Origin of the sequence: Streptomyces sp. NPDC001599 (assembly GCF_042893535.1) — a bacterium.
In the GTDB taxonomy this organism is placed as follows: domain Bacteria; phylum Actinomycetota; class Actinomycetes; order Streptomycetales; family Streptomycetaceae; genus Streptomyces.
Map to the genome: position 1 here is coordinate 175,877 of NZ_JBIAVA010000011.1, position 22,025 is coordinate 197,901.

General features: G+C 70.8%; 22 protein-coding genes and 1 tRNA gene. 18 read left to right on the plus strand and 5 right to left on the minus strand.

The genetic code is table 11. The features are described from left to right. Positions 1-22: 22 nt before the first annotated feature. Positions 23-529 (minus strand): DUF523 domain-containing protein, encoded by a 507-nt coding sequence (locus ACFYZ3_RS26805; RefSeq protein WP_388522594.1) that lies wholly within the window; start codon positions 527-529, stop codon positions 23-25. 9 nt (positions 530-538) lie between these two features. Further along, positions 539-958, minus strand: a complete 420-nt coding sequence (locus ACFYZ3_RS26810; protein ID WP_388522596.1) for a YybH family protein — start codon at positions 956-958, stop codon at positions 539-541. A gap of 84 nt (positions 959-1,042) precedes the next feature. On the opposite strand from ACFYZ3_RS26810, the gene ACFYZ3_RS26815 reads away from it, so the two are divergent. Continuing rightward, the gene (locus tag ACFYZ3_RS26815) at positions 1,043-1,468 is read left to right on the plus strand and encodes a winged helix-turn-helix transcriptional regulator (RefSeq protein ID WP_388522599.1); all 426 of its coding nucleotides are present in this window, start codon (positions 1,043-1,045) and stop codon (positions 1,466-1,468) included. Here the strand turns inward: ACFYZ3_RS26815 and ACFYZ3_RS26820 are convergent. The 3 genes from ACFYZ3_RS26820 to ACFYZ3_RS26830 all read right to left on the minus strand — a co-directional run bounded on the left by ACFYZ3_RS26820 (position 1,458) and on the right by ACFYZ3_RS26830 (position 2,356). Further along, positions 1,458-1,871 (minus strand): DNA-binding protein, encoded by a 414-nt coding sequence (locus ACFYZ3_RS26820; protein WP_388522602.1) that lies wholly within the window; start codon positions 1,869-1,871, stop codon positions 1,458-1,460. The two genes, ACFYZ3_RS26815 and ACFYZ3_RS26820, sit on opposite strands and share 11 nt — an antisense overlap. Further along, complete coding sequence (locus tag ACFYZ3_RS26825; protein ID WP_387062283.1) at positions 1,868-2,131, minus strand: CopG family transcriptional regulator; 264 nt, start codon at positions 2,129-2,131, stop codon at positions 1,868-1,870. Before ACFYZ3_RS26825 ends, ACFYZ3_RS26820 begins: the two co-directional genes overlap by 4 nt. 153 nt (positions 2,132-2,284) lie before the next feature. Next, positions 2,285-2,356: transfer RNA gene (locus ACFYZ3_RS26830), tRNA-Arg, on the minus strand. Between the two features lie 179 nt (positions 2,357-2,535). On the opposite strand from ACFYZ3_RS26830, the gene ACFYZ3_RS26835 reads away from it, so the two are divergent. The 17 genes from ACFYZ3_RS26835 to atpB all read left to right on the plus strand — a co-directional run bounded on the left by ACFYZ3_RS26835 (position 2,536) and on the right by atpB (position 21,972). Continuing rightward, positions 2,536-3,039: a response regulator gene (locus ACFYZ3_RS26835; RefSeq protein ID WP_388522605.1), complete on the plus strand. Its 504-nt coding sequence runs from the start codon at positions 2,536-2,538 to the stop codon at positions 3,037-3,039. Positions 3,040-3,159: 120 nt separating this feature from the next. Continuing rightward, entirely contained in the window at positions 3,160-4,209 is a 1,050-nt protein-coding gene (gene nrtL / locus ACFYZ3_RS26840; RefSeq protein ID WP_388522607.1) for an ArgS-related anticodon-binding protein NrtL, read from the plus strand. Positions 4,210-4,227: 18 nt separating this feature from the next. Further along, on the plus strand, positions 4,228-5,619 hold the full coding sequence (gene lysA, locus ACFYZ3_RS26845) for a diaminopimelate decarboxylase (RefSeq protein WP_388522610.1): 1,392 nt from the start codon (positions 4,228-4,230) through the stop codon (positions 5,617-5,619). Between the two features lie 158 nt (positions 5,620-5,777). Then, positions 5,778-7,070: a homoserine dehydrogenase gene (locus tag ACFYZ3_RS26850; RefSeq protein WP_189283905.1), complete on the plus strand. Its 1,293-nt coding sequence runs from the start codon at positions 5,778-5,780 to the stop codon at positions 7,068-7,070. Between the two features lie 6 nt (positions 7,071-7,076). Next, positions 7,077-8,135, plus strand: a complete 1,059-nt coding sequence (thrC, locus tag ACFYZ3_RS26855) for a threonine synthase (protein ID WP_319707402.1) — start codon at positions 7,077-7,079, stop codon at positions 8,133-8,135. A 285-nt stretch (positions 8,136-8,420) separates the two neighbouring features. Beyond that, a complete protein-coding gene (thrB, locus tag ACFYZ3_RS26860) occupies positions 8,421-9,350 on the plus strand; it encodes a homoserine kinase (protein ID WP_011030204.1) in 930 nt (309 codons plus the stop codon). A gap of 429 nt (positions 9,351-9,779) precedes the next feature. Next, positions 9,780-11,924: a transcription termination factor Rho gene (gene rho, locus ACFYZ3_RS26865; protein WP_388522614.1), complete on the plus strand. Its 2,145-nt coding sequence runs from the start codon at positions 9,780-9,782 to the stop codon at positions 11,922-11,924. 406 nt (positions 11,925-12,330) lie between these two features. Continuing rightward, positions 12,331-13,479, plus strand: a complete 1,149-nt coding sequence (locus ACFYZ3_RS26870) for an LCP family protein (RefSeq protein ID WP_388522616.1) — start codon at positions 12,331-12,333, stop codon at positions 13,477-13,479. Positions 13,480-13,603: 124 nt separating this feature from the next. Further along, positions 13,604-13,828 (plus strand): 50S ribosomal protein L31, encoded by a 225-nt coding sequence (rpmE, locus tag ACFYZ3_RS26875; RefSeq protein ID WP_003973638.1) that lies wholly within the window; start codon positions 13,604-13,606, stop codon positions 13,826-13,828. Positions 13,829-13,936: 108 nt separating this feature from the next. Continuing rightward, the gene (prfA, locus tag ACFYZ3_RS26880) at positions 13,937-15,013 is read left to right on the plus strand and encodes a peptide chain release factor 1 (protein WP_282084365.1); all 1,077 of its coding nucleotides are present in this window, start codon (positions 13,937-13,939) and stop codon (positions 15,011-15,013) included. A gap of 83 nt (positions 15,014-15,096) precedes the next feature. Further along, positions 15,097-15,942: a peptide chain release factor N(5)-glutamine methyltransferase gene (gene prmC, locus ACFYZ3_RS26885; protein WP_356862829.1), complete on the plus strand. Its 846-nt coding sequence runs from the start codon at positions 15,097-15,099 to the stop codon at positions 15,940-15,942. A gap of 50 nt (positions 15,943-15,992) precedes the next feature. Further along, positions 15,993-16,640, plus strand: a complete 648-nt coding sequence (locus ACFYZ3_RS26890) for an L-threonylcarbamoyladenylate synthase (protein ID WP_030187245.1) — start codon at positions 15,993-15,995, stop codon at positions 16,638-16,640. After that, positions 16,637-17,317 carry a protein-tyrosine-phosphatase gene (locus ACFYZ3_RS26895; RefSeq protein WP_361004482.1) on the plus strand — a complete coding sequence of 227 codons (681 nt, stop codon included), beginning with the start codon at positions 16,637-16,639 and terminating at the stop codon, positions 17,315-17,317. The genes ACFYZ3_RS26890 and ACFYZ3_RS26895 overlap by 4 nt, the downstream gene beginning before the upstream one ends. A 207-nt stretch (positions 17,318-17,524) precedes the next feature. Next, on the plus strand, positions 17,525-18,781 hold the full coding sequence (glyA, locus tag ACFYZ3_RS26900; protein WP_388522620.1) for a serine hydroxymethyltransferase: 1,257 nt from the start codon (positions 17,525-17,527) through the stop codon (positions 18,779-18,781). 143 nt (positions 18,782-18,924) lie between these two features. Further along, entirely contained in the window at positions 18,925-20,229 is a 1,305-nt protein-coding gene (locus ACFYZ3_RS26905) for an MraY family glycosyltransferase (RefSeq protein WP_388522622.1), read from the plus strand. 261 nt (positions 20,230-20,490) lie between these two features. Then, entirely contained in the window at positions 20,491-20,925 is a 435-nt protein-coding gene (locus ACFYZ3_RS26910) for a hypothetical protein (protein ID WP_388522625.1), read from the plus strand. A 225-nt stretch (positions 20,926-21,150) separates the two neighbouring features. Next, positions 21,151-21,972 (plus strand): F0F1 ATP synthase subunit A, encoded by an 822-nt coding sequence (gene atpB / locus ACFYZ3_RS26915; RefSeq protein WP_263547487.1) that lies wholly within the window; start codon positions 21,151-21,153, stop codon positions 21,970-21,972. The last annotated feature ends 53 nt before the right edge of the window (positions 21,973-22,025 follow it).

A 22,025-nucleotide genomic window follows, 5' to 3' on the forward strand; every position in this document is an offset into this window, starting at 1 on the left:
GTGTTGGTCAGCGAGGCCCCGGTCAGCGCAAGGCGCCGGTGCTTTTGAGTTCACGCAGGCAGTCCGCCGCCTCGGCAACCTGCCCCTCGCCGAACACCCGCACCCCCGCCCGCCTCAGCAGCGCCGTGGTCACGCCGTGACCCGGTACCCGTGTCCCCGCGAACCGCCCGTCATAGACGCGGAGAGAGCCGCAGGAGGGGCTGGACTCCTTCAACAACGCCACGCGGACCCCGGCCGCACGAGCCGCGTCCAGCGCAAGCCGGGCACCGCGAACGAACTGCCGGCTGACGTCCTCGCCCGACCCGGTGAGCACCCGGGCGACTCCGTCCAGAACACCGTCACCGTCACCGCCCACGATCTCCGCCGCCGGGCGCGGCACGGGCAACCCGCCGGACACCTCCGGACAGAAGACGACCACCCGCCCCTCGCTCCGCCACCGCACGACGACCTCGTCACCGACCGGCTTGGCACCCCCGTCATACCGAACCCGCCTGCCCAGCAGACAGGCACTGACAAGAATCCGTTCCACCGCTCCAGGCTACGACCCGGACCCACCCGGCGGACATGGCTCCTCCCGGAGCACCAGGGTCCCGAAGGGATTGTCGATGACATACCGCCAACGACCGTCCGGCCCCCGCCGCGCGACATCGGTGGCAGTACCTTCCACGTGCACGACCTCCCCCTCCCGGCCGACCCCGTCGATGACCCAGTCGACGATCAGCAGCGCCAGACCCCCACGGCGATACACATGCCGCACACGAACCGATATAGGCACGCCAAGCCCCTGCAACCGGCCGTTCGCGACGTGCAACTCCGCACCGGTCACCGCCGTCCCCGGCTGCGGCACCAGCAGGGCAGCATCCTCGTAGACCTGCGCCAACGCGGCGGCGTCACCGCTGTTGAACCGCTCGGCGAACACCGCGGGCACGTCTTCGGGCCGATCGGCCAACTCTCGCATGATCGACAGACTTCCTTCCGCACCGGGACAATCGAGCCATCGCCCCCAACGCCAGGAGGCGATCCCACGCTAGGAGGCGATCTCGTGACTCACCGAACGGTTGGTCACCCGGCGGGACTCCCCGACGACCCGCGCGCCCACGTCACCACACCCACTCCCGAGTGCCCGGTGGAGATCACCCTGGCTGCCCTCCAAGGCCGCTGGACGACGCTGGTGATCCGCGAACTGCTGCGCGGCGACCGCTCGTACAGCGAACTGCGCGCCGCCCTGCCCGCACTCTCCGACAAGGTGCTGTCCGACCGCCTGGCCCAGCTCACCCGCACCGGAGTCGTCGACCGCCACCGCCACCCCGCCTGGCCCCCACGCGTCCACTACACCCTCACCCCAACCGGCCGCCGCCTGGGCCCCGTCCTCCAGGCCCTGTGGGACTGGGGAACGCAGACCCCACTCCCGGCCAACGGCACTCCACCCAGCCAGCAGGGCCGGACCGCCGGAGCGGTCAGATCTTGATTACGGTCGCGCGTCCGCCGCAAAGGACAGTGAGGTCCTCTGGATCGGAGGTGAGGATCGTGACCGGACCTGGCGAGGCCAGGGCGGTGGCGGTGAGCATGGCGTCGATGGCGTACTTGTGGCCGTGAAGGCCGGCGTCGGCGAGGAGGGCGGCGGCGTGGCGGGCGATCGGCTCGGTGATCGGTTCGACGACCAAGCGGGAGAGAGTCCAAGCCATCGCCGGGCGGTTGATGCGCGGGTGGACCACTTCGACCAGGGTGGCCGCCGACGTGATCACTCGGAGGTCGTCGGCGCGAGCAAGAGCGAGCCAGCCGGTGACCGCGCGGTCGCGCAGTACGGCCCTGGCCGGTCCTTCGCTGTCGAGGACGAGGGTGCCGCCGGGAACCGCGGGGGACCGGCTCACGCCGCGCTCGACCCGTGCTGTGCCTGCTCGCGTCGTGCCTGGGCGAGCTGATCGCGCAGGGCCTGGACTTCCTCGTCCGAGACGGGGCCGTGCTCGGCCTCGGCGACGGTGATCAGTTCGTTGAGGTTGTCCCGTTCGATCTGACGGGCCACGGCCGCGGCCACGTAGGCGGACAGCCCAGAGGGCCCACTGCGGGCCTTGGCGGCTTCCGCGATGTCACGCGGCATGGTGATCGAGTACTTGCCGGTAGGCTCACTCATGCCATCTATCCTACCTTTCATCCTCCCAAGCGGACGGTATGGAACGAGGTCGGAGCGATGTCGCAAAAGGAGGCATACCGGCGGTTGCTGCGTTGCCCCATGCAAATAGGGCCCTCACCTGTGCATATGCAGGCCAGGACCCTATTCCGGAAGTGCCCCCGGCAGGATTCGAACCTGCGCACACGGCTCCGGAGGCCGTTGCTCTATCCCCTGAGCTACGGGGGCGTGTCCGTCGCGTTCGGTGTTGCTCGCGGCGACGGGTAGAACACTACCAGCTCGTCCGGGGTGGTCATGAACGGGTTTTCGCGGGTCGTGACGGGGTCCGTGCAGGGCGTTGTCACCCGCAGGGGGCGGAAGTCGGGAAAACCCGGACGCGGTGGCCGGTCCGGACCTACTCTCGAGTTGTGCCTAGGGCGTCCGGCCGGATTCTTGTTGTGGACGACAACAAGGTCATCCGGCAGCTGATCAGGGTCAACCTCGAGCTGGAGGGCTTCGAGGTCGTGACCGCGGGCGATGGTGCCGAGTGTCTGGAAGTCGTCCATCAGGTGCGGCCCGACGCCGTGACGCTGGACGTGGTCATGCCTCGGCTGGACGGGCTCAGGACCGCCGCCAGGCTGCGTGCCGATCCGCGGACCCGGGACCTTCCGATCGCGATCGTCAGCGCCTGTACGCAGTACGAGGTCGACGCGGGGTTCGCCGCCGGGGCCGACGCCTTTCTGTCCAAGCCCTTCGAGCCCGCCGAGCTGGTCGGTCTGGTGCGGCAGTTGGTGGAGCGGAAGAGCAGTGGGTCCACCGTTCTCAACGGGGCGCCCGGACCCGGTTCTGGGCCGTCGTCTGCCGGGGCTGGGGAATCGCCGCCGCGGGTGCGTGGGCTCGCCGGGGAGAGTGGGGCGTCCGCGCAGGCGTGATCGGGGGCCCGGCCGTGTTCGGGTCCGGTCCCGTCCCCTCGGGCTGCCGGCTCGTCCATATCCCGGGACCGGTGCAAATCGGTTCGCCTCCCCACCCCCTTCCTCCCATACGCTTGTCCCGTGACACCCGTAGAGCTCTCCCGCACCGTGCTGCACGCGGTGCGTCGCGCCGTCGACGCGGGGGAGCTGAGCGTGGCCGTGCCGACGCGTGCCGTGGTCGCGCCGCCGGGACCCGGCGGGTGCGGGGACTACGCCACCGGCATCGCCCTCCAGCTGGCCCGCCCGGCCGGGCAGCCGCCCCTGGAGGTCGCCGAGGTGCTGCGGCCCTATCTCATGGGCACGGACGGCATCACCGACGTCGTACTCACCGGGCCGGGGTTTCTCAACATCAGCCTCGACCGCGCCGCCTCCGCCGCCGGAGTCGTCGGCGAGATCCTGAGCCGCGGGGAGCGGTACGGCTATGCCGACGGGCCCGACGGGCGTGTCGTGCAGTTGCACTGTCCGTACGAGGTGCGTGCCGTCGTCGTCGGCGAGGTCTCGGCGCGGCTCCTGCGAGCGCAAGGGGCGTTGGTGCGGCTCAGCGCCGAGCGGGTCGAGCCCGACTGGACGGCCGTCCTCGGGGTCATGGTCGACGCCGTCGGGACCGCGCCCGCCGAGCTGCCCGTCAACGTCCGGCCCGCTCCCGTACCCGCGTCCACCTCCGCCGGTCTCCTCGCCCTCGGGCGCGACGCCGGACGCTGGGCCCTGCTCCACCCCGCGGCCCACGACCGGCCCAGCGTCGGCGACCAGCACCTCGTCCAGCGGGAGAGCAACCCCCTCTTCCGGGTGCGGTACGCCCGTGCCCGTGCCCGTGCCGCCGCTCGGAACGCCGCCGACCTCGGGTTCGCCGCAGCTCCCGGCCCCGTCACCGAGCGCGACCTCCTCGCCGCCCTCGCCGACCACCCCCGCGTCCTTGCCGCCGCCGCCGACCACCGCGCCCCCGACCGGCTGGCCCGGCACCTCGTCACCCTCGCCGACGCCGCGCTGCCGTTCCTGCCCACCGTGCTGCCCCGCGGCGGGGAGAAACCCTCGGCCGTCCACCGCGCCCGGCTGGCCCTCGCCGAAGCCGTCGGGGCGGTGCTGGCCGGCGGCCTGTCCCTGCTCGGCATCGACGCACCCGAACACCTCTGAGAGAGCACGGAAGACGCCATGAGCCGTTCCGCACACCCCGCCGGGCCCCGTCACGCCGATGTCCTGCCCGAGGGGCACTACACCGCCCCGGCCGAGGACCTCAACGCCCTCGATCCCAAGGTCTGGGCCCGCACCGTGGGGCGGGACGCCGACGGGGTCGTCACCGTCGGCGGGATCGCCGTCACACAGCTCGCCGAGGAGTACGGCACCCCCGCCTACGTCCTCGACGAGGCCGACTTCCGGGAGCGGGCGCGGGCGTGGCGCACCGCGTTCGGCGACGACGCCGACGTCTTCTACGCCGGGAAGGCCTTCCTGTCGCGCGCCGTCGTGCGGTGGCTGGACGAGGAAGGGCTCAACCTCGACGTGTGTTCGGGGGGCGAGCTCGCCACCGCCCTCTCCGCCGGGATGCCCGCCGAGCGGATCGCCTTCCACGGCAACAACAAGTCGCCGGAGGAGATCGAGCGGGCCGTCCGGGCCGGGGTCGGGCGGATCGTGCTCGACTCCTTCCAGGAGATCGTGCGGGTCGCGCACGTCGCCCAGTCGCTCGGCAGGCGGCAGCGGGTGCAGATCCGGATCACCGTCGGGGTCGAGGCGCACACGCACGAGTTCATCGCCACCGCCCACGAGGACCAGAAGTTCGGGATTCCGCTGGCCGGCGGGCAGGCCGCCGAAGCGGTGCGGCGGGCGCTTCAGCTGGACGGGCTCGAGGTCATCGGGATCCACTCGCACATCGGGTCGCAGATCTTCGACATGTCGGGGTTCGAGGTCGCCGCGCACCGGGTCGTGGGGCTGCTCAAGGACATCCGGGACGAGCACGGTGTCGAGCTGCCCGAGATCGACCTCGGGGGCGGGCTCGGCATCGCGTACACCAGTGACGACGATCCCCGCGAGCCGCACGAGATCGCCAAGGCGCTGACCGAGATCGTGACGCGGGAGTGCGAGGCCGCCCGGCTCGCCACCCCCCGCATCTCCGTCGAGCCCGGGCGGGCCATCGTGGGGCCGACCGCCTTCACGCTGTACGAGGTCGGCACCGTGAAGCCCCTCGACGGGCTGCGGACCTACGTCTCCGTCGACGGCGGGATGTCGGACAACATCCGGACCGCGCTGTACGACGCCGAGTACAGCGTCGCCCTCGCCTCCCGCACCTCCGACGCCGAGCCGATGCTCGTGCGCGTCGTCGGCAAGCACTGCGAGAGCGGGGACATCGTGGTCAAGGACGCCTTCCTGCCGCAGGACCTGGCACCCGGTGACCTGATCGCCGTACCGGCGACGGGGGCGTACTGCCGCTCCATGGCCAGCAACTACAACCACGCGCTGCGGCCGCCGGTCGTCGCGGTGCGGGACGGTGCGGCGCGGGTCGTGGTGCGGCGGGAGACCGAGGAGGATCTGCTGCGTCTCGACGTCGGGTGACGCCCGAGGGAGGCAGAGGAGGGGGCGGGTGAAGATCTTTCGGTCCGCACCCCATCCGAAAATGAAATAAACGTCTCACGATCCGGACGAAAGGCAGAAAATCCCGTCCGGTGCGTGAGACTGGTCCAACCGTAGACGGTATGAGGAAACGAGGTCGGATGATGCGTACGCGTCCGCTGAAGGTGGCGCTGCTGGGCTGTGGAGTGGTCGGCTCAGAGGTGGCGCGCATCATGACGACGCACGCCGCCGACCTCGCCGCCCGGATCGGGGCCCCGGTGGAGCTCGCGGGCGTCGCCGTACGGCGGCCCGACAAGGTGCGGGAGGGGATCGACCCGGCCCTCGTCACCACCGACGCCACCGCGCTGGTCAAGCGCGGGGACATCGACGTCGTGGTGGAGGTGATCGGGGGGATCGAGCCCGCGCGGACGCTCATCACCACCGCCTTCGCGCACGGCGCCTCCGTGGTCTCCGCCAACAAGGCGCTCATCGCCCAGGACGGCGCCGCCCTGCACGCCGCCGCCGACGAGCACGGCAAGGACCTGTACTACGAGGCCGCCGTCGCCGGTGCCATCCCGCTGATCCGGCCGCTGCGCGAGTCGCTGGCCGGCGACAAGGTCAACCGGGTGCTCGGCATCGTCAACGGCACGACCAACTTCATCCTCGACGCCATGGACTCGACCGGGGCCGGGTATCAGGAGGCGCTCGACGAGGCGACGGCCCTCGGGTACGCCGAGGCCGACCCGACCGCCGACGTCGAGGGCTTCGACGCCGCCGCCAAGGCCGCCATCCTCGCCGGGATCGCCTTCCACACGCGCGTGCGCCTCGACGACGTCTACCGCGAGGGCATGACCGAGGTCACCTCCGCCGACTTCGCCTCCGCCAAGGAGATGGGCTGCACCATCAAGCTGCTCGCCATCTGTGAGCGGGCGGCGGACGGAGGATCGGTCACCGCGCGCGTGCACCCCGCGATGATCCCGCTCAGCCACCCGCTGGCCAATGTCCGCGAGGCGTACAACGCGGTCTTCGTCGAGTCCGACGCCGCCGGACAGCTCATGTTCTACGGGCCCGGCGCCGGCGGTTCGCCGACCGCGTCCGCCGTGCTCGGCGACCTGGTGGCCGTGTGCCGCAACCGGCTGGGCGGAGCGACCGGACCCGGTGAGTCCGCGTACGCCGCGCTGCCCGTCTCCCCGATGGGCGACGTCGTCACGCGCTATCACATCAGCCTCGACGTGGCCGACAAACCGGGCGTGCTCGCCCAGGTCGCGACCGTGTTCGCGGAGCACGGTGTCTCCATCGACACCGTGCGGCAGTCCGGCAAGGACGGCGAGGCATCCCTCGTCGTCGTCACCCATCGCGCGTCCGACGCCGCCCTCGGCGGTACGGTCGAGGCGCTGCGCAAGCTCGACACCGTGCGGGGTGTCGCCAGCATCATGCGGGTTGAAGGAGAGTAACGAGCAATGACCCACCAGTGGCGCGGAATCATCGAGGAGTACCGGGACCGGCTGCCCGTCTCCGACAGCACGCCCGTCGTGACGCTCCGCGAGGGCGGCACCCCGCTCGTGCCCGCGCAGGTGCTCTCCGAGCGCACGGGCTGCGAGGTCCACCTCAAGGTCGAGGGGGCGAACCCGACCGGGTCCTTCAAGGACCGCGGCATGACCATGGCCATCAGCAAGGCGAAGGAGGAGGGCGCGCAGGCCGTCATCTGCGCGTCCACCGGGAACACCTCCGCCTCCGCCGCCGCCTACGGCGTGCGCGCGGGCATGGTCTCCGCCGTGCTCGTGCCGCAGGGCAAGATCGCGCTCGGCAAGATGGGCCAGGCCCTCGTGCACGGCGCGAAGATCCTCCAGGTCGACGGCAACTTCGACGACTGCCTCACGCTGGCCCGCGCGCTCAGCGACAACTACCCCGTGGCACTGGTCAATTCGGTCAACCCCGTCCGTATCGAGGGGCAGAAGACGGCCGCCTTCGAGATCGTGGACATGCTCGGCGACGCGCCCGACATACACGTGCTCCCGGTGGGCAACGCGGGCAACATCACCGCGTACTGGAAGGGGTACCAGGAGTACGCCGCCGACGGGGTCAGCACCCGCAAGCCCCGCATGTGGGGGTTCCAGGCCTCCGGCTCCGCCCCGATCGTGCGCGGCGAGGTCGTCAAGGACCCGTCGACCATCGCCACCGCCATCCGGATCGGCAACCCCGCCTCGTGGGACTTCGCGCTCGCCGCGCGGGACGAGTCGGGCGGTGCCATCGACGAGGTGACGGACCGTGAGATCCTGCGCGCCTACCGGCTGTTGGCCTCGCAGGAGGGCGTCTTCGTGGAGCCCGCGTCCGCCGCGTCGGTGGCCGGTCTGCTGAAGGCCGCCGAGCAGGGCAAGGTCGACCCGGGGCAGCGCATCGTGTGCACCGTCACCGGCAACGGGCTCAAGGACCCGGACTGGGCCGTCGCCGGCGCCCCGCAGCCGGTCACCGTCCCGGTCGACGCGGCGACGGCGGCCGAGCGGCTCGGGCTGGTCTGAGCGCCGCGCCGGTGAAAGGCGCCCGGCGCAGGAGGGCGTAGGCGACGTCCGGCCGGGAAAGTCACTTATGGGGGGTGCACAGGGGGCTTACGACACGCATCGTGCGCCTCCTGTGCGCCCTATGTCGCCACAGAACCTTCCTTCGATAGGCTGTACCTAACCCGCCTGCCGCATATGCCGCGGTACCGCGCCGTCTCCGCGGTCGCGCCCAGGGTTCTGTACGTCATCGTCGTCGTCATCGAATGTCATTCGACAATCACGCAGCTCAAGGAGAGTCATCGAGCGATGGCCGGTCCAGCGTTCCGCGCCGCCGCCGTCAGGGTGCGCGTCCCCGCCACCAGCGCCAATCTCGGTCCGGGCTTCGACGCCCTGGGCCTCGCGCTGGGTCTGTACGACGACGTGGTCGTCCGGGTGGCCGACTCCGGGCTGCACATCGACATCGCGGGTGAGGGCAGCGAGACCCTCCCGCGCGACGAGAAGCACCTCCTCGTCCGTTCCCTGCGCACCGCCTTCGACCTGCTCGGCGGACAGCCGCGCGGCCTGGAGATCGTCTGCGCCAACCGCATTCCGCACGGCCGCGGCCTCGGCTCCTCCTCCGCCGCCATCTGCGCGGGCATCGTCGCCGCGCGCGCGGTGACCATAGGCGGCGAGGCCCGCCTCGACGACGCCGCGCTGCTCGACCTCGCCACCGAGATCGAGGGCCACCCCGACAACGTGGCGGCCTGTCTCCTGGGCGGATTCACCCTCTCCTGGATGGAGTCCGGCGCCGCCCGGGCGATCAGGATGGAGCCCTCCGATTCCATCGTTCCGGTGGTTTTCGTGCCCGGAAAGCCGGTACTGACCCAGACCGCGCGCGGACTGCTCCCGCGCAGCGTCCCGCACGTCGACGCCGCCGCCAACGCCGGCCGCGCCGCGCTGCTCGTCGAGGCCCTCACCCGGCGCCCCGAGCTGCTGCTGCCGGCCACCGAGGACCGCCTGCACCAGGAGTACCGCGCGCCGGCCATGCCGGAGAGCACGGCGCTGGTGGAACGGCTGCGTGGCGACGGCATCCCCGCGGTGATCTCGGGTGCCGGACCCACGGTGATGGCACTGGCCGACGCCGACACGGCCGACAAGGTCGAGGCGCTGGCCGGAACGGACTGGGCGGCCAACCGGCTCGGCCTGGACCAGCAGGGCGCGACCGTCCTGCCTCTGGCGACCGCCAGCGACACCTGACGCGGACGGTTGCCGGATTTCGAGAGGGGGAATGTTTGTTGGATCCGGTAGTGTTAACCTCAAGTCTGCACCCGACCCCACCATGGCGAGGTGCCTCGTGTCCCCGTCCGGGACAGACATTCTTCCGGGAGCCCCCCAAGCCGCATTCTGCAGTGGATGTCGTACGTGATCAGTACGGCCGACACGGGCATTGAGCGGCCCACCGGTGGGGGTTACCCCCGCTGGGGGAGTTTCGGAACCGGTGCGACCACGCCGCATGACACAGACACCGGGTGCCACGGCTAGGGGAAGCGCCATCACCAGATATCTCTTCCGCCGTTCAGGCGGACCACCGCCCCGGCACGGTTCACACAGCAAGGACCGAAGCCGGACAGCACAACCGGTCGCCGAGCCAGACAGGCCGACGTCCGCTCCAGGGAAGGACCCTTCGTGAGCGACACCACCGATCTGATGGGCGCACGTGTCGAGGAGACCGCTGCCGCGCCCGCCACGGACGCCTCCGCGCCTGCCACCGGTGCCGGCTCCCGGCGGCGCCGCGGTACCGGCCTCGAGGGCATGGTGCTGGCCGAGCTGCAGCAGGTCGCATCCGGCCTCGGCATCAGGGGCACCGCGCGTATGCGCAAGAGCCAGCTGATCGAGGTCATCAAGGAGGCGCAGGCCGCGGGGGGAGCCCCCGCCAAGGCCGCGCCCGCCGCCGCGGACACCGCCGGCGAGACCAAGCCGAAGCGCCGCAGCACCTCCCGGACCCGTACGGGCGACGAGGCACCCGCCGAGAAGGCGGAGCGGGCGGAGAAGGCCGGCAAGGCCGACAAGAAGGCGGACAAGGCGGCCGCCGACAAGGCCGCCCAGCAGCAGATCGACATCCCCGGTCAGCCGTCCCCCAAGGTCAACGCCTCGGCCGAGCAGGCCGCCGACGACGCCCCCTCCGAGCGCCGTCGTCGCCGGGCCACCTCCGACGCGGGCAGCCCGTCCGCCACCGACACGACGGTGGCCGTCGAGACCCGTGCCGAGCCGAAGGCCGACACGTCGGCCCCGCAGCAGTCGCAGCAGCAGACGCAGGGCCACCAGCAGGGTCAGGGCGACGCCCGTTCCGACGGTGAGGGCGGCGACGGCCGCCGCCGCGACCGCCGTGACCGCGGCGAGCGCGGCGACCGCGGTGACCGTGGCGACCGCGGTGACCGTGGCGAGCGCGGTGACCGTGGCGAGCGCGGTGACCGCGGCCGCGACCGGCGCAACAAGGGCGACGACCAGCAGAACCAGGGCGGCGGTCGCCAGGACCGTCAGCAGCAGGGCGGCGGACGCCAGGACCGTCAGCAGCACGACGACGGTTACGACGACGACGGCAGCGGCCGTCGGGGCCGCCGCGGCCGCTACCGGGACCGCCGGGGCCGTCGCGGGCGCGACGAGATCCAGGAGCCGCAGATCAACGAGGACGACGTCCTCATCCCGGTCGCCGGCATCCTCGACATCCTCGACAACTACGCGTTCATCCGGACCTCCGGCTACCTGCCCGGCCCCAACGACGTGTACGTCTCCCTCGCCCAGGTCCGCAAGAACGGCCTGCGCAAGGGTGACCACCTCACCGGTGCCGTGCGCCAGCCCAAGGAGGGCGAGCGGCGCGAGAAGTTCAACGCGCTGGTGCGCCTGGACTCGGTCAACGGCATGGCGCCCGAACACGGCCGCGGTCGGCCGGAGTTCAACAAGCTGACGCCGCTGTACCCGCAGGACCGCCTCCGTCTGGAGACGGACCCGGGCGTTCTCACCACCCGCATCATCGACCTGGTCGCGCCGATCGGTAAGGGGCAGCGCGGTCTGATCGTGGCCCCGCCGAAGACCGGCAAGACCATGATCATGCAGGCGATCGCCAACGCGATCACGCACAACAACCCCGAGTGCCACCTGATGGTCGTCCTGGTCGACGAGCGTCCGGAAGAGGTCACCGACATGCAGCGGTCGGTGAAGGGCGAGGTCATCTCCTCGACCTTCGACCGCCCGGCCGAGGACCACACCACGGTCGCCGAGCTGGCCATCGAGCGCGCCAAGCGCCTGGTGGAGCTGGGTCACGACGTCGTCGTGCTGCTCGACTCGATCACACGTCTGGGCCGTGCGTACAACCTCGCCGCCCCGGCCTCCGGCCGCATCCTGTCCGGTGGTGTCGACTCGACCGCCCTGTACCCGCCGAAGCGCTTCTTCGGTGCGGCCCGCAACATCGAGGACGGCGGCTCGCTGACCATCCTCGCCACCGCCCTGGTGGACACCGGGTCCCGCATGGACGAGGTCATCTTCGAGGAGTTCAAGGGCACCGGCAACGCCGAGCTCAAGCTCGACCGGAAGCTCGCCGACAAGCGCATCTTCCCGGCGGTGGACGTGGACGCGTCCGGCACCCGCAAGGAAGAGATCCTGCTCGGCAGCGACGAGCTCGCCATCACCTGGAAGCTGCGCCGCGTGCTGCACGCGCTCGACCAGCAGCAGGCGATCGAACTGCTCCTCGACAAGATGAAGCAGACGAAGTCGAACGCCGAGTTCCTGATGCAGATCCAGAAGACGACCCCGACGCCCGGCAACGGCGACTGAGTCACCGCCGCGCATCTCAGGGGCCGCCTCCGCTTCGGGGGCGGCCCCTTCGTCATGGACAGCCGCCGGACCGGTGCCTGTGCCTGCCTCCGGCCCCCACCCCACGGCCCCCCACCCACGGCCTCCACCTGCGACCTTCGCCACACGGACCGGCCCGGGCGGGGTTCCGGCGGGTCCGGGCCGGTGCTCGCGGATGCCCAGGTCAGCGAGGCGGAGCAGCGCACGCCGAACACGCTCCGTCACCGATTCCCCACCGGGTCGCCACAGACCGTTGTGCAACCCTGTCCCGAGTTCCGCCGTCTGAGCTACGGAGGGACCATGGTGAGGTACCGGCGCCGACCACCGGAGCCGACCGACCCGACCCTGAGCGCAGGGGGTAACCGACCGGACGAACACCGAGGAGCCCATGTCCGCCGAGAGCACGCCGGATCCCGCGATACCCGGCCCCGGCCAGTCCCGCACCCCCGGCCCCGGCCGCCGGGGCAAGGGCCGCCGCCGCAAGCCCACGGCCAAGCGGCGCAAGGCCCTGCTCGTCGCGGCCTGGAGCGCCGCGGGCATCGTGGTCCTCGGCGGTACCGGAGCCGGAGTCCTGTACTTCAAGCTCAACGGCAACCTCACGAGCGTCGACATCGACCAGGCGCTCGGCGCCGACCGGCCCGAGAAGGCCGACAACGGCTCCGAGAACATCCTGGTCCTCGGCTCCGACACCCGCTCCGGCGGCAACAGGAAGCTCGGCGGCGGCACCGACGACGGCACCGCCCGCTCGGACACGGCGATGATCGTGCACGTCTACAAGGGCCACAAGAAGGCCAGCGTGGTCTCCATCCCGCGCGACACCCTCATCGACCGCCCCGACTGCACCGACACCGACGGCGACGAGCACCCCGCCGCCGACGGCGTGATGTTCAACTCCGCCTACTCCACCGGCGGCGCCGCCTGCGCCGTGAAGACCGTCGAGTCGATCAGCGGCCTGCGCATGGACCACTACCTGGAGGTCGACTTCAGCGGCTTCCAGAACCTCATCGACGACCTCGGCGGCGTACAGGTCACCACCACCGAGGACATCAAGGACCCCGACAGCCACCTCGACCTCCAGGCCGGCACCCACCGGCTCGACGGCGAGCAGGCCCTCGGCCTGGTCCGCACCCGGCACGGCGTCGGCGACGGCTCCGACCTCGGCCGCATCCAGCTCCAGCAGGCCTTCGTCAAGGCCCTGGTCGACCAGGTCAAGGACATCGGCCTGCTCGGCAACCCCAAGAAGCTGTACGACATCGCCGACACCGCCACCAAGACCGTCACCACCGACTCCGACCTGGGCTCGGTGAACTCCCTGATGTCCTTCGCGAGCGGCCTGAAGGGCATCAGCCCGGACAAGATGCACATGGTCACCATGCCGGTGGTCTACGACCCCGCCGACGCCAACCGCGTCCTGGTCGAGAAGGCCAAGGCCCAGCAGGTCTGGACGGCCCTGAAGAACGACCGCCCGATCCCGGAGTCGGCCACGGAGGGCACGGCGACCGGTGAGGCGAAGGGCGTCGTCAACGCCGGGGAATAGATCACCCCGCCCCCCGGTTTTGGGGGATGGCGCCAGTCCTGGCAGACTGGTACGTCGGCTCCGGTTCACGCTCCCGCATCCCGCGGCTGCGACCCGGCGCCCTCCCGGAACAGTAGGAGACACCTTGAAGCGCGACATCCACCCCGAGTACGTCGAGACGCAGGTCAGCTGCACCTGTGGCGCGTCGTTCACCACCCGCAGCACGATCGAGAGCGGCACCATCCGCGCCGAGGTCTGCTCCGAGTGCCACCCGTTCTACACGGGCAAGCAGAAGATCCTCGACACCGGTGGCCGCGTGGCCCGCTTCGAGGCCCGCTTCGGCAAGGCTTCCGCCGGCTCCAAGAAGTAGCGAGCCTCCAACCGCCGGTCCACGGCCGCATCCCCACCCCGGGGAGCGCCGGGACCGGCGTTTTTGGTCGCCCGCCTTCCCTTTCCCACGCAGTAGCAGGAGCCCAAGATGTTCGAGGCCGTCGAGGAACTCGTCGCCGAGCACGCCGACCTGGAGAAGAAGCTCGCCGACCCGTCGGTCCACTCCGACCAGGCGAACGCGCGCAAGCTGAACAAGCGGTACGCCGAGCTGACCCCGATCGTCGCCACGTTCCGCTCCTGGAAGCAGACCGGCGACGACATGGAGACCGCGCGCGAGTTCGCGGCCGACGACCCCGACTTCGCCGCCGAGGTCAAGGAGCTGGACAAGCAGCGCGAGGAGCTCACCGAGAAGCTGCGCCTGCTGCTCGTCCCGCGCGACCCCAGCGACGACAAGGACGTCATCCTCGAGATCAAGGCCGGCGCCGGCGGCGACGAGTCTGCGCTCTTCGCCGGCGACCTGCTGCGCATGTACCTGCGCTACGCCGAGCGGATCGGCTGGAAGACCGAGATCATCGACTCCACCGAGTCCGAGCTGGGCGGCTACAAGGACGTCCAGGTCGCCGTGAAGACCAAGGGCGGCCAGGGCGCCACCGAGCCCGGCCAGGGCGTGTGGGCGCGCCTGAAGTACGAGGGCGGCGTGCACCGCGTGCAGCGCGTCCCCGCGACCGAGTCCCAGGGCCGGATCCACACCTCCGCGGCGGGCGTCCTCGTGACCCCGGAGGCCGAGGAGATCGACGTCGAGATCAACCCCAACGACCTCCGCATCGACGTCTACCGCTCCTCCGGGCCCGGCGGCCAGTCCGTCAACACCACCGACTCCGCCGTGCGCATCACGCACATCCCGACCGGAGTCGTCGCCTCCTGCCAGAACGAGAAGAGCCAGCTGCAGAACAAGGAGCAGGCGATGCGTATCCTGCGCTCCAGGCTGCTCGCGGCGGCGCAGGAGGAGGCGGAGAAGGAGGCCGCGGACGCCCGGCGCAGCCAGGTCCGCACCGTCGACCGCTCCGAGAAGATCCGCACGTACAACTTCCCGGAGAACCGCATCTCGGACCACCGCGTCGGCTTCAAGGCGTACAACCTGGACCAGGTCCTGGACGGCGACCTCGACTCGGTGATCCAGGCCTGCGTCGACGCGGACTCGGCGGCCAAGCTCGCCGCGGCCTGAGCCCTGCCCACCCCGCACCGCCCCGCACCGCATCCGTACCCGCACCCCGTACCGGACGACCAGCTCAGCCCCGGAGGACCAGCGTGAACCTGCTGCTCGCGGAGGTGGCCCAGGCCACCCAGCGGCTGGCCGACGCCGGCGTGCCCTCGCCGCGCACCGACGCGGAGGAGCTCGCCGCGTATCTGCACGGTGTCAAGCGGGGCGAGCTGCACGCCGTGCCGGACGCGGACTTCGACGCCCGGTACTGGGAGGTCGTCGCCCGCCGTGAGGCGCGCGAGCCGCTCCAGCACATCACCGGCCGCGCCTACTTCCGCTACCTGGAGCTCCAGGTCGGCCCCGGCGTCTTCGTGCCCCGCCCCGAGACCGAGTCGGTCGTCGGCTGGGCCATAGACGCGGTACGCGCGATGGACGTCGTCGAGCCCTGCATCGTCGACCTGTGCACCGGCTCGGGCGCCATCGCGCTCGCGCTCGCCCAGGAGGTGCCGCGCTCGCGCGTGCACGCCGTGGAGCTGTCCGAGGACGCCCTCAAGTGGACGCGCAGGAACATGGAGGGGTCCAGGGTCGACCTGCGCCAGGGAGACGCCCTGACGGCCTTCCCGGACCTCGACGGCCAGGTCGACCTGGTGGTCTCCAACCCGCCGTACATCCCGCTCACCGAGTGGGAGTACGTCGCCCCCGAGGCCCGCGACCACGATCCGGAGCTGGCCCTGTTCTCCGGCGAGGACGGCCTCGACCTGATCCGCGGCCTGGAACGCACCGCGCACCGCCTGCTGCGCCCCGGCGGCGTGGTCGTCGTCGAGCACGCCGACACCCAGGGCGGCCAGGTGCCGTGGATCTTCACCGAGGAGCGGGGCTGGGCCGACGCGGCCGACCACCCCGACCTCAACAACCGACCTCGTTTCGCGACGGCCCGCAAGGCACTGCCGTGAACACCCCGACGACTCCCACCCCGCAGTACGTGTACGAGGAGGCCCGCTAAATGGCACGGCGTTACGACACCAACGACGCGACCGACCGAGTGACCGGTCTGCGTGAGGCCGCGTCCGCCGTCCGCCGTGGCGAGCTCGTGGTGCTGCCGACGGACACCGTGTACGGCATCGGCGCCGACGCCTTCACCGCGGAGGCCGTCGGCGACCTGCTGGAGGCCAAGGGGCGCGGCCGCAACATGCCCTCCCCGGTCCTCATCGGCTCGCCGAACACCCTGCACGGCCTGGTCACCGACTTCTCCGAGATGGCATGGGAGCTGGTCGACGCCTTCTGGCCCGGCGCGCTGACCCTGGTGGCCAAGCACCAGCCGTCGCTCCAGTGGGACCTGGGGGAGACCCGGGGCACGGTCGCCGTCCGCATGCCGCTGCACCCGGTCGCCATCGAGCTGCTCACCGAGGTCGGCCCCATGGCCGTCTCCTCCGCCAACCTGACCGGCCACCCGGCGCCCGAGGACTGCGACGCCGCCCAGCAGATGCTCGGCGACTCCGTCTCCGTCTACCTCGACGGCGGGCCCACGCCCGGCATCGTCCCGTCGTCCATCGTCGACGTCACCCGTGAGGTGCCGGTCCTGCTGCGCGCGGGCGCGCTGTCGGCGGAGGAACTGCGCAAGGTGGTACCCGACCTCGAGGTGGCGAATTGACGGCCCCTGAGACGGGGCGTGGCATAGGCAACGGGGAACGCGCCGCGGAGATCACGACCACGTTCGTGGGTCTCCCGCGCGACAGCTTCCGCATCCTCCACGTCAGCACCGGAAACGTCTGCCGCTCGCCGATCACCGAGCGGCTGACCCGGCACGCGGTGAAGGAGCGGCTCGGTGTGCTGGGCGGCGGCCTGATCGTGGAGAGCGCGGGCACCTGGGGCCACGAGGGCGCGCCCATGGAGGCGAACGCCGAGACGGTCCTCACGGACTTCGGCGCCGACGCCGCCGGCTTCACCGGCCGAGAGCTGCTCGACGAGCACGTGATCCGCGCCGACCTGGTCCTCACCGCGACCCGGGACCACCGGGCCCAGGTCATCTCCATGGGCCACTCCGCGGGCCTGCGCACCTTCACCCTGAAGGAGTTCACCCGCCTGGTGAACGCCATCGACCCGGCGACGCTCCCTCCCCTGGAGGACGGCGTGGTCACCCGCGCCCGCGCCCTGGTCCGCGCCGCGGCAGCTCTACGCGGGTGGCTCCTCGCCCCCACGGTCGAGGCGGACGAGGTGTACGACCCGTACGGCGCCCCGCTGACCTTCTTCCGCTCCATCGGCGACGAGATACACCAGGCCCTGGACCCCGTGGTGACGGCGCTGACCGGGGTCCCGGCACGGGCCTGAGGCGGGCCGGGGCGGGGTCCCCGTGGTGATGGCGTCGCGGTGCTCCTGACGCGGGCTTGAGGCCGGCCGGGGCGGGGCTCCCGTGGTGATGGCGTCGACGAGGGCTCCCGCGCGGATGCGGGCCCCGATCCGCGCACACCGGGCGTCTTCGTCGTGGCGGGCCTACATTGGTGCTACGTCACCGTCGACGCATGCCCGGAGCGCACCATGTCGGTCACCCACGAGATCATCGAGGCCGATGACAGTTCGGTCGGAGTCCTGCTGCGCCAGGATCCCGAGCTGGCCGAGATCCTGTTCGCCGAAGGCCGCCGCCAGTCGACGACCCTCCAGCTGATCGCCGCCGAGAACTTCACGTCGCCCGCCGTGCTCGCCGCCCTCGGCTCCCCGCTGGCCAACAAGTACGCCGAGGGCTACCCGGGCGCCCGCCACCACGGCGGCTGCGAGATCGTCGACGTGGCCGAGCGGCTGGCCGCCCAGCGGGCCCAGGCACTCTTCGGCGCCGAACACGCCAACGTGCAGTCCCACTCCGGCTCCTCCGCCGTACTGGCCGCCTACGCCGCCCTGTTGCGCCCCGGCGACACCGTCCTCGCCCTCGGCCTGCCCTACGGCGGCCACCTCACCCACGGCTCGCCCGCCAACTTCTCCGGCCGCTGGTTCGACTTCGTCGGCTACGGCGTGGACGCGGAGACCGGGCTGATCGACCACGACCAGGTGCGCACCCTGGCCCGCGCCCGCCGGCCCAAGGCGATCGTCTGCGGCTCCATCGCCTACCCCCGACACCTCGACTACGCCGCCTTCCGCGACATCGCCGACGAGGTGGGCGCCTACCTCATCGCCGACGCCGCCCACCCGATCGGACTCGTCGCCGGGGGAGCGGCGCCCAGTCCGGTGCCGTACGCCGACATCGTGTGCGCCACCACGCACAAGGTGCTGCGCGGACCCCGCGGCGGCATGATCCTGTGCGGAAGCGAACTGGCGGAACGGGTCGACCGGGCCGTCTTCCCGTTCACCCAGGGCGGGGCCCAGATGCACACCATCGCCGCCAAGGCCGTCGCCTTCGGGGAGGCGGCGACCCCCGCCTTCGCCGCCTACGCCCACCAGGTGGTCGCCAACGCCCGGGCGCTCGCGGCCCACCTGGACGCCGAGGGCCTGGTCGTCACCACCGGCGGCACCGACACCCACCTGCTCACCGCCGACCCCGCCCCGCTCGGCGTCGACGGGAAGGCCGCACGGGGGCTGCTCGCGGCGGCCGGGATCGTCCTGGACTGCTGCGCGCTGCCGCACGCGGACGCCCGCGGGCTGCGCCTGGGCACGGCGGCGGTCACCACCCAGGGCATGGGGGAGCGGGAGATGCGGGCGGTGGCCACGCTGGTCGCCGGGGTGCTGCGCGGGACGACGGACCCGGCCGCGGCCCGGGCGGACGTAAGGGACCTGACCGCGGAATTCCCCCCGTACCCGGACTGAGGGCGGGTAGGCGTACAGGCGTACACAGCCACACGTGCAACCATCGTCGATACCCGGAAGTCCTCAACCGTATGCGTCGCATCGCCGTGCGCATCGCTAGGGTGTGGGGTTGAGGATGGCCAGCGAGACCTGTGGGGAAGCCCGTGCGTGAATACCTGCTGACGCTCTGCATCACGGCCGCGGTGACGTATCTGCTGACAGGGCCGGTACGGAAGTTCGCGATCGTGGCGGGGGCGATGCCGGAGATCCGGGCACGTGACGTGCACCGGGAACCCACTCCGCGGCTCGGCGGGATCGCGATGTTCTTCGGGCTGTGCGCCGGCCTGCTGGTCGCCGACCACCTCACCAACCTCAGCGAGGTCTTCGAGAAGTCCAACGAGCCGCGCGCCCTGCTCTCCGGGGCCGCCCTGATCTGGCTGATCGGTGTCCTGGACGACAAGTTCGAGATCGACGCCCTGATCAAGCTCGGCGGCCAGATGATCGCCGCCGGCGTGATGGTGGTGCAGGGTCTGACCATCCTGTGGATCCCGGTGCCGGGCGTCGGCACGGTCGCGCTGACCCAGTGGCAGGGCACCCTGCTGACGGTGGCGCTGGTCGTCATCACCATCAACGCGGTCAACTTCGTGGACGGCCTGGACGGTCTCGCGGCCGGCATGGTGTGCATCGCGGCGGCGGCGTTCTTCATGTACGCCTACCGGATCTGGTACTCGTACGGCATCGAGGCCGCGGCGCCCGCCTCGCTGTTCGCGGTCATCCTCATGGGCATGTGCCTCGGCTTCCTGCCGCACAACATGCACCCCGCCCGGATCTTCATGGGCGACTCCGGCTCCATGCTGATCGGGCTGGTGCTGGCGGCCGGCGCGATCTCGGTCACCGGACAGGTCGACCCCGACCTGATGAACCTGTTCTCCGGGTCGGAGCGCAACTCGGTGCACCAGATGGTGCCGGTCTACATCCCGCTGGTGATGCCGCTGACCATCATCGCCATCCCGGCCGCCGACCTGATCCTGGCCATCGTGCGCCGCACCTGGCGCGGCCAGTCGCCGTTCGCCGCGGACCGGGGGCACCTGCACCACCGTCTGCTGGAGATCGGCCACTCGCACAGCCGGGCGGTGCTGATCATGTACTTCTTCTCGGCGCTGATCGCGTTCGGCGCGCTCGCCTACTCCGTGAACGCGGCGTCGATGTGGATCGTGCTGAGCGTCGTCTTCCTCAGCGCGATCGGCCTGGTCCTGCTCCTGCTGCCGCGGTTCACCCCGCGCGCCCCGCGCTGGGCGGAGGGCCTGGTGCCGCCGCGCTACCGGCGTCGCAGGGCGGCGGCGTCCGCCGCCACCGAGTCCGAGTCCGGGAACGAGGCGGTCGCGGACGAGGAGAGGGTTCCGGTCACCGTGGGCGTCTCGGGCGTCAACGGGGCGACCGCCGTCGGACCCCGTACTCGGGCCAGGTAGGACCGGAAAATGCCGCATTACCAGACAAGTTGGCGCCGTAGTTGCACAAACGCGCACTGTCACTCTCATGTGTGACAGCAAGCACACCCAGAGGTAAAGACCTCATCAAATAGTTTGTGATACGGTTCACGAGTATCCCCCGGGTAGAGCCCAAGGACCGTAGTGCGACGGTCTCTTGTAAGTGAGGACCTCGTCCGGCTCGGGGCTACGCTCGTCCATGACGACACCTGCCCCCTGTGTGTTGAAAGCGGAGTTGCCGCCATGCCGTCCAATGACGTCCGGATCCTGCTTCAGTCTGCCGTGCCCGCGGCCGGCGTCGGCGCTGTCGCCGTCGTCGTCAGCGCCGCGGTCGCCGGTGGCAAGGGTGCGGTCGGAGCCGTCGTCGCGACCGTGCTCGCCATGCTCTTCATGGGGATCGGCCTCTACGTCCTGCAGCGCACTGCCAAATCGCTTCCGCACCTTTTCCAGGGGATGGGCCTGCTGCTCTACGCGGCGCAGATCCTGCTGCTGTTCGTCTTCCTCGCCGCGTTCAAGAACACGACGCTGTTCAACCCCCGGTCCTTCGCCATCAGTCTGCTCGTCGTCACGCTCGCGTGGATCGGTGCGCAGACCCGGGCGCACATGAAGGCCAAGGTTCTCTACGTCGAGCCCGATTCATCGAGCGAAAAGTCCGAAAAGACGGGCCACTCGTCGTGAGGGGTAGGGCCGGGATAAAGAGGCATGTGAAGTCCTGCTATCGTCCGGTGCCAACTGCGGCATCGCGGGCGCGGGCATCTCGGCTGACGCCTGCTGAATCGCGAGGCGAGATGCCCCACAGCCGCCCCCACACCCGTAACACCAGTCCCGTGCCGAACAGCGGCCCCGCGCCGCGCCGACACAACGAGGTTGCCGTATCCATGCGCCACGCTGAAGGAGCCCGCGGTGAGTGCTGACCCGACGCAGGTGCTCGCCTTCGAGACCGACTGCCACATCTTCGACGGTTGTGGCTTCCCTTCTCCCGGCCTGCACTCGTTCCTGTTCGAGCCCCTGTGGGGCGACCACGACAGCAACTTGTACTTCAACAAGCCGATGCTGCTGGCGCTGCTGGGGTCGATCGTCATCGTCGGGTTCTTCTGGGCGGCCTTCCGCAAGCCGAAGGTCGTCCCCGGCAAGCTCCAGATGGTCGCCGAGGCGGGTTACGACTTCATCCGGCGCGGAGTCGTCTACGAGACCATCGGCAAGAAGGAAGGCGAGAAGTACGTCCCGCTCGTCGTCTCGCTCTTCTTCTTCGTCTGGATGATGAACCTCTGGTCGATCATTCCGGTCGCCCAGTTCCCGGTCACCTCGATCATCGCCTACCCGGCGGTGCTCGCCCTGATCGTCTACGTCACCTGGATCTCGCTGACCTTCAAGCGCCAGGGGTTCGTCGGGTTCTTCAAGAACGTCACCGGCTACGACAAGTCGCTCGGCCCGGTGCTGCCGCTGGCCATGCTGATCGAGTTCTTCTCGAACATCCTGATCCGGCCCTTCACCCACGCCGTGCGACTCTTCGCGAACATGTTCGCGGGTCACACCCTGCTGCTCCTGTTCACGATCGCCAGCTGGTACCTGCTGAACGGCATCGGCATCGCCTACGCGGGCGTCTCGTTCATCATGACCGTGGTGATGACCGCCTTCGAGCTGTTCATCCAGGCTCTGCAGGCTTACGTGTTCGTCCTGCTGACGTGCACCTACATCCAGGGCGCCATGGCCGAGCACCACTGAGCAAGCGCGCCCAGACCTCTCACAGTCGTCCGGTGGCCAACCCCCACCGGTCC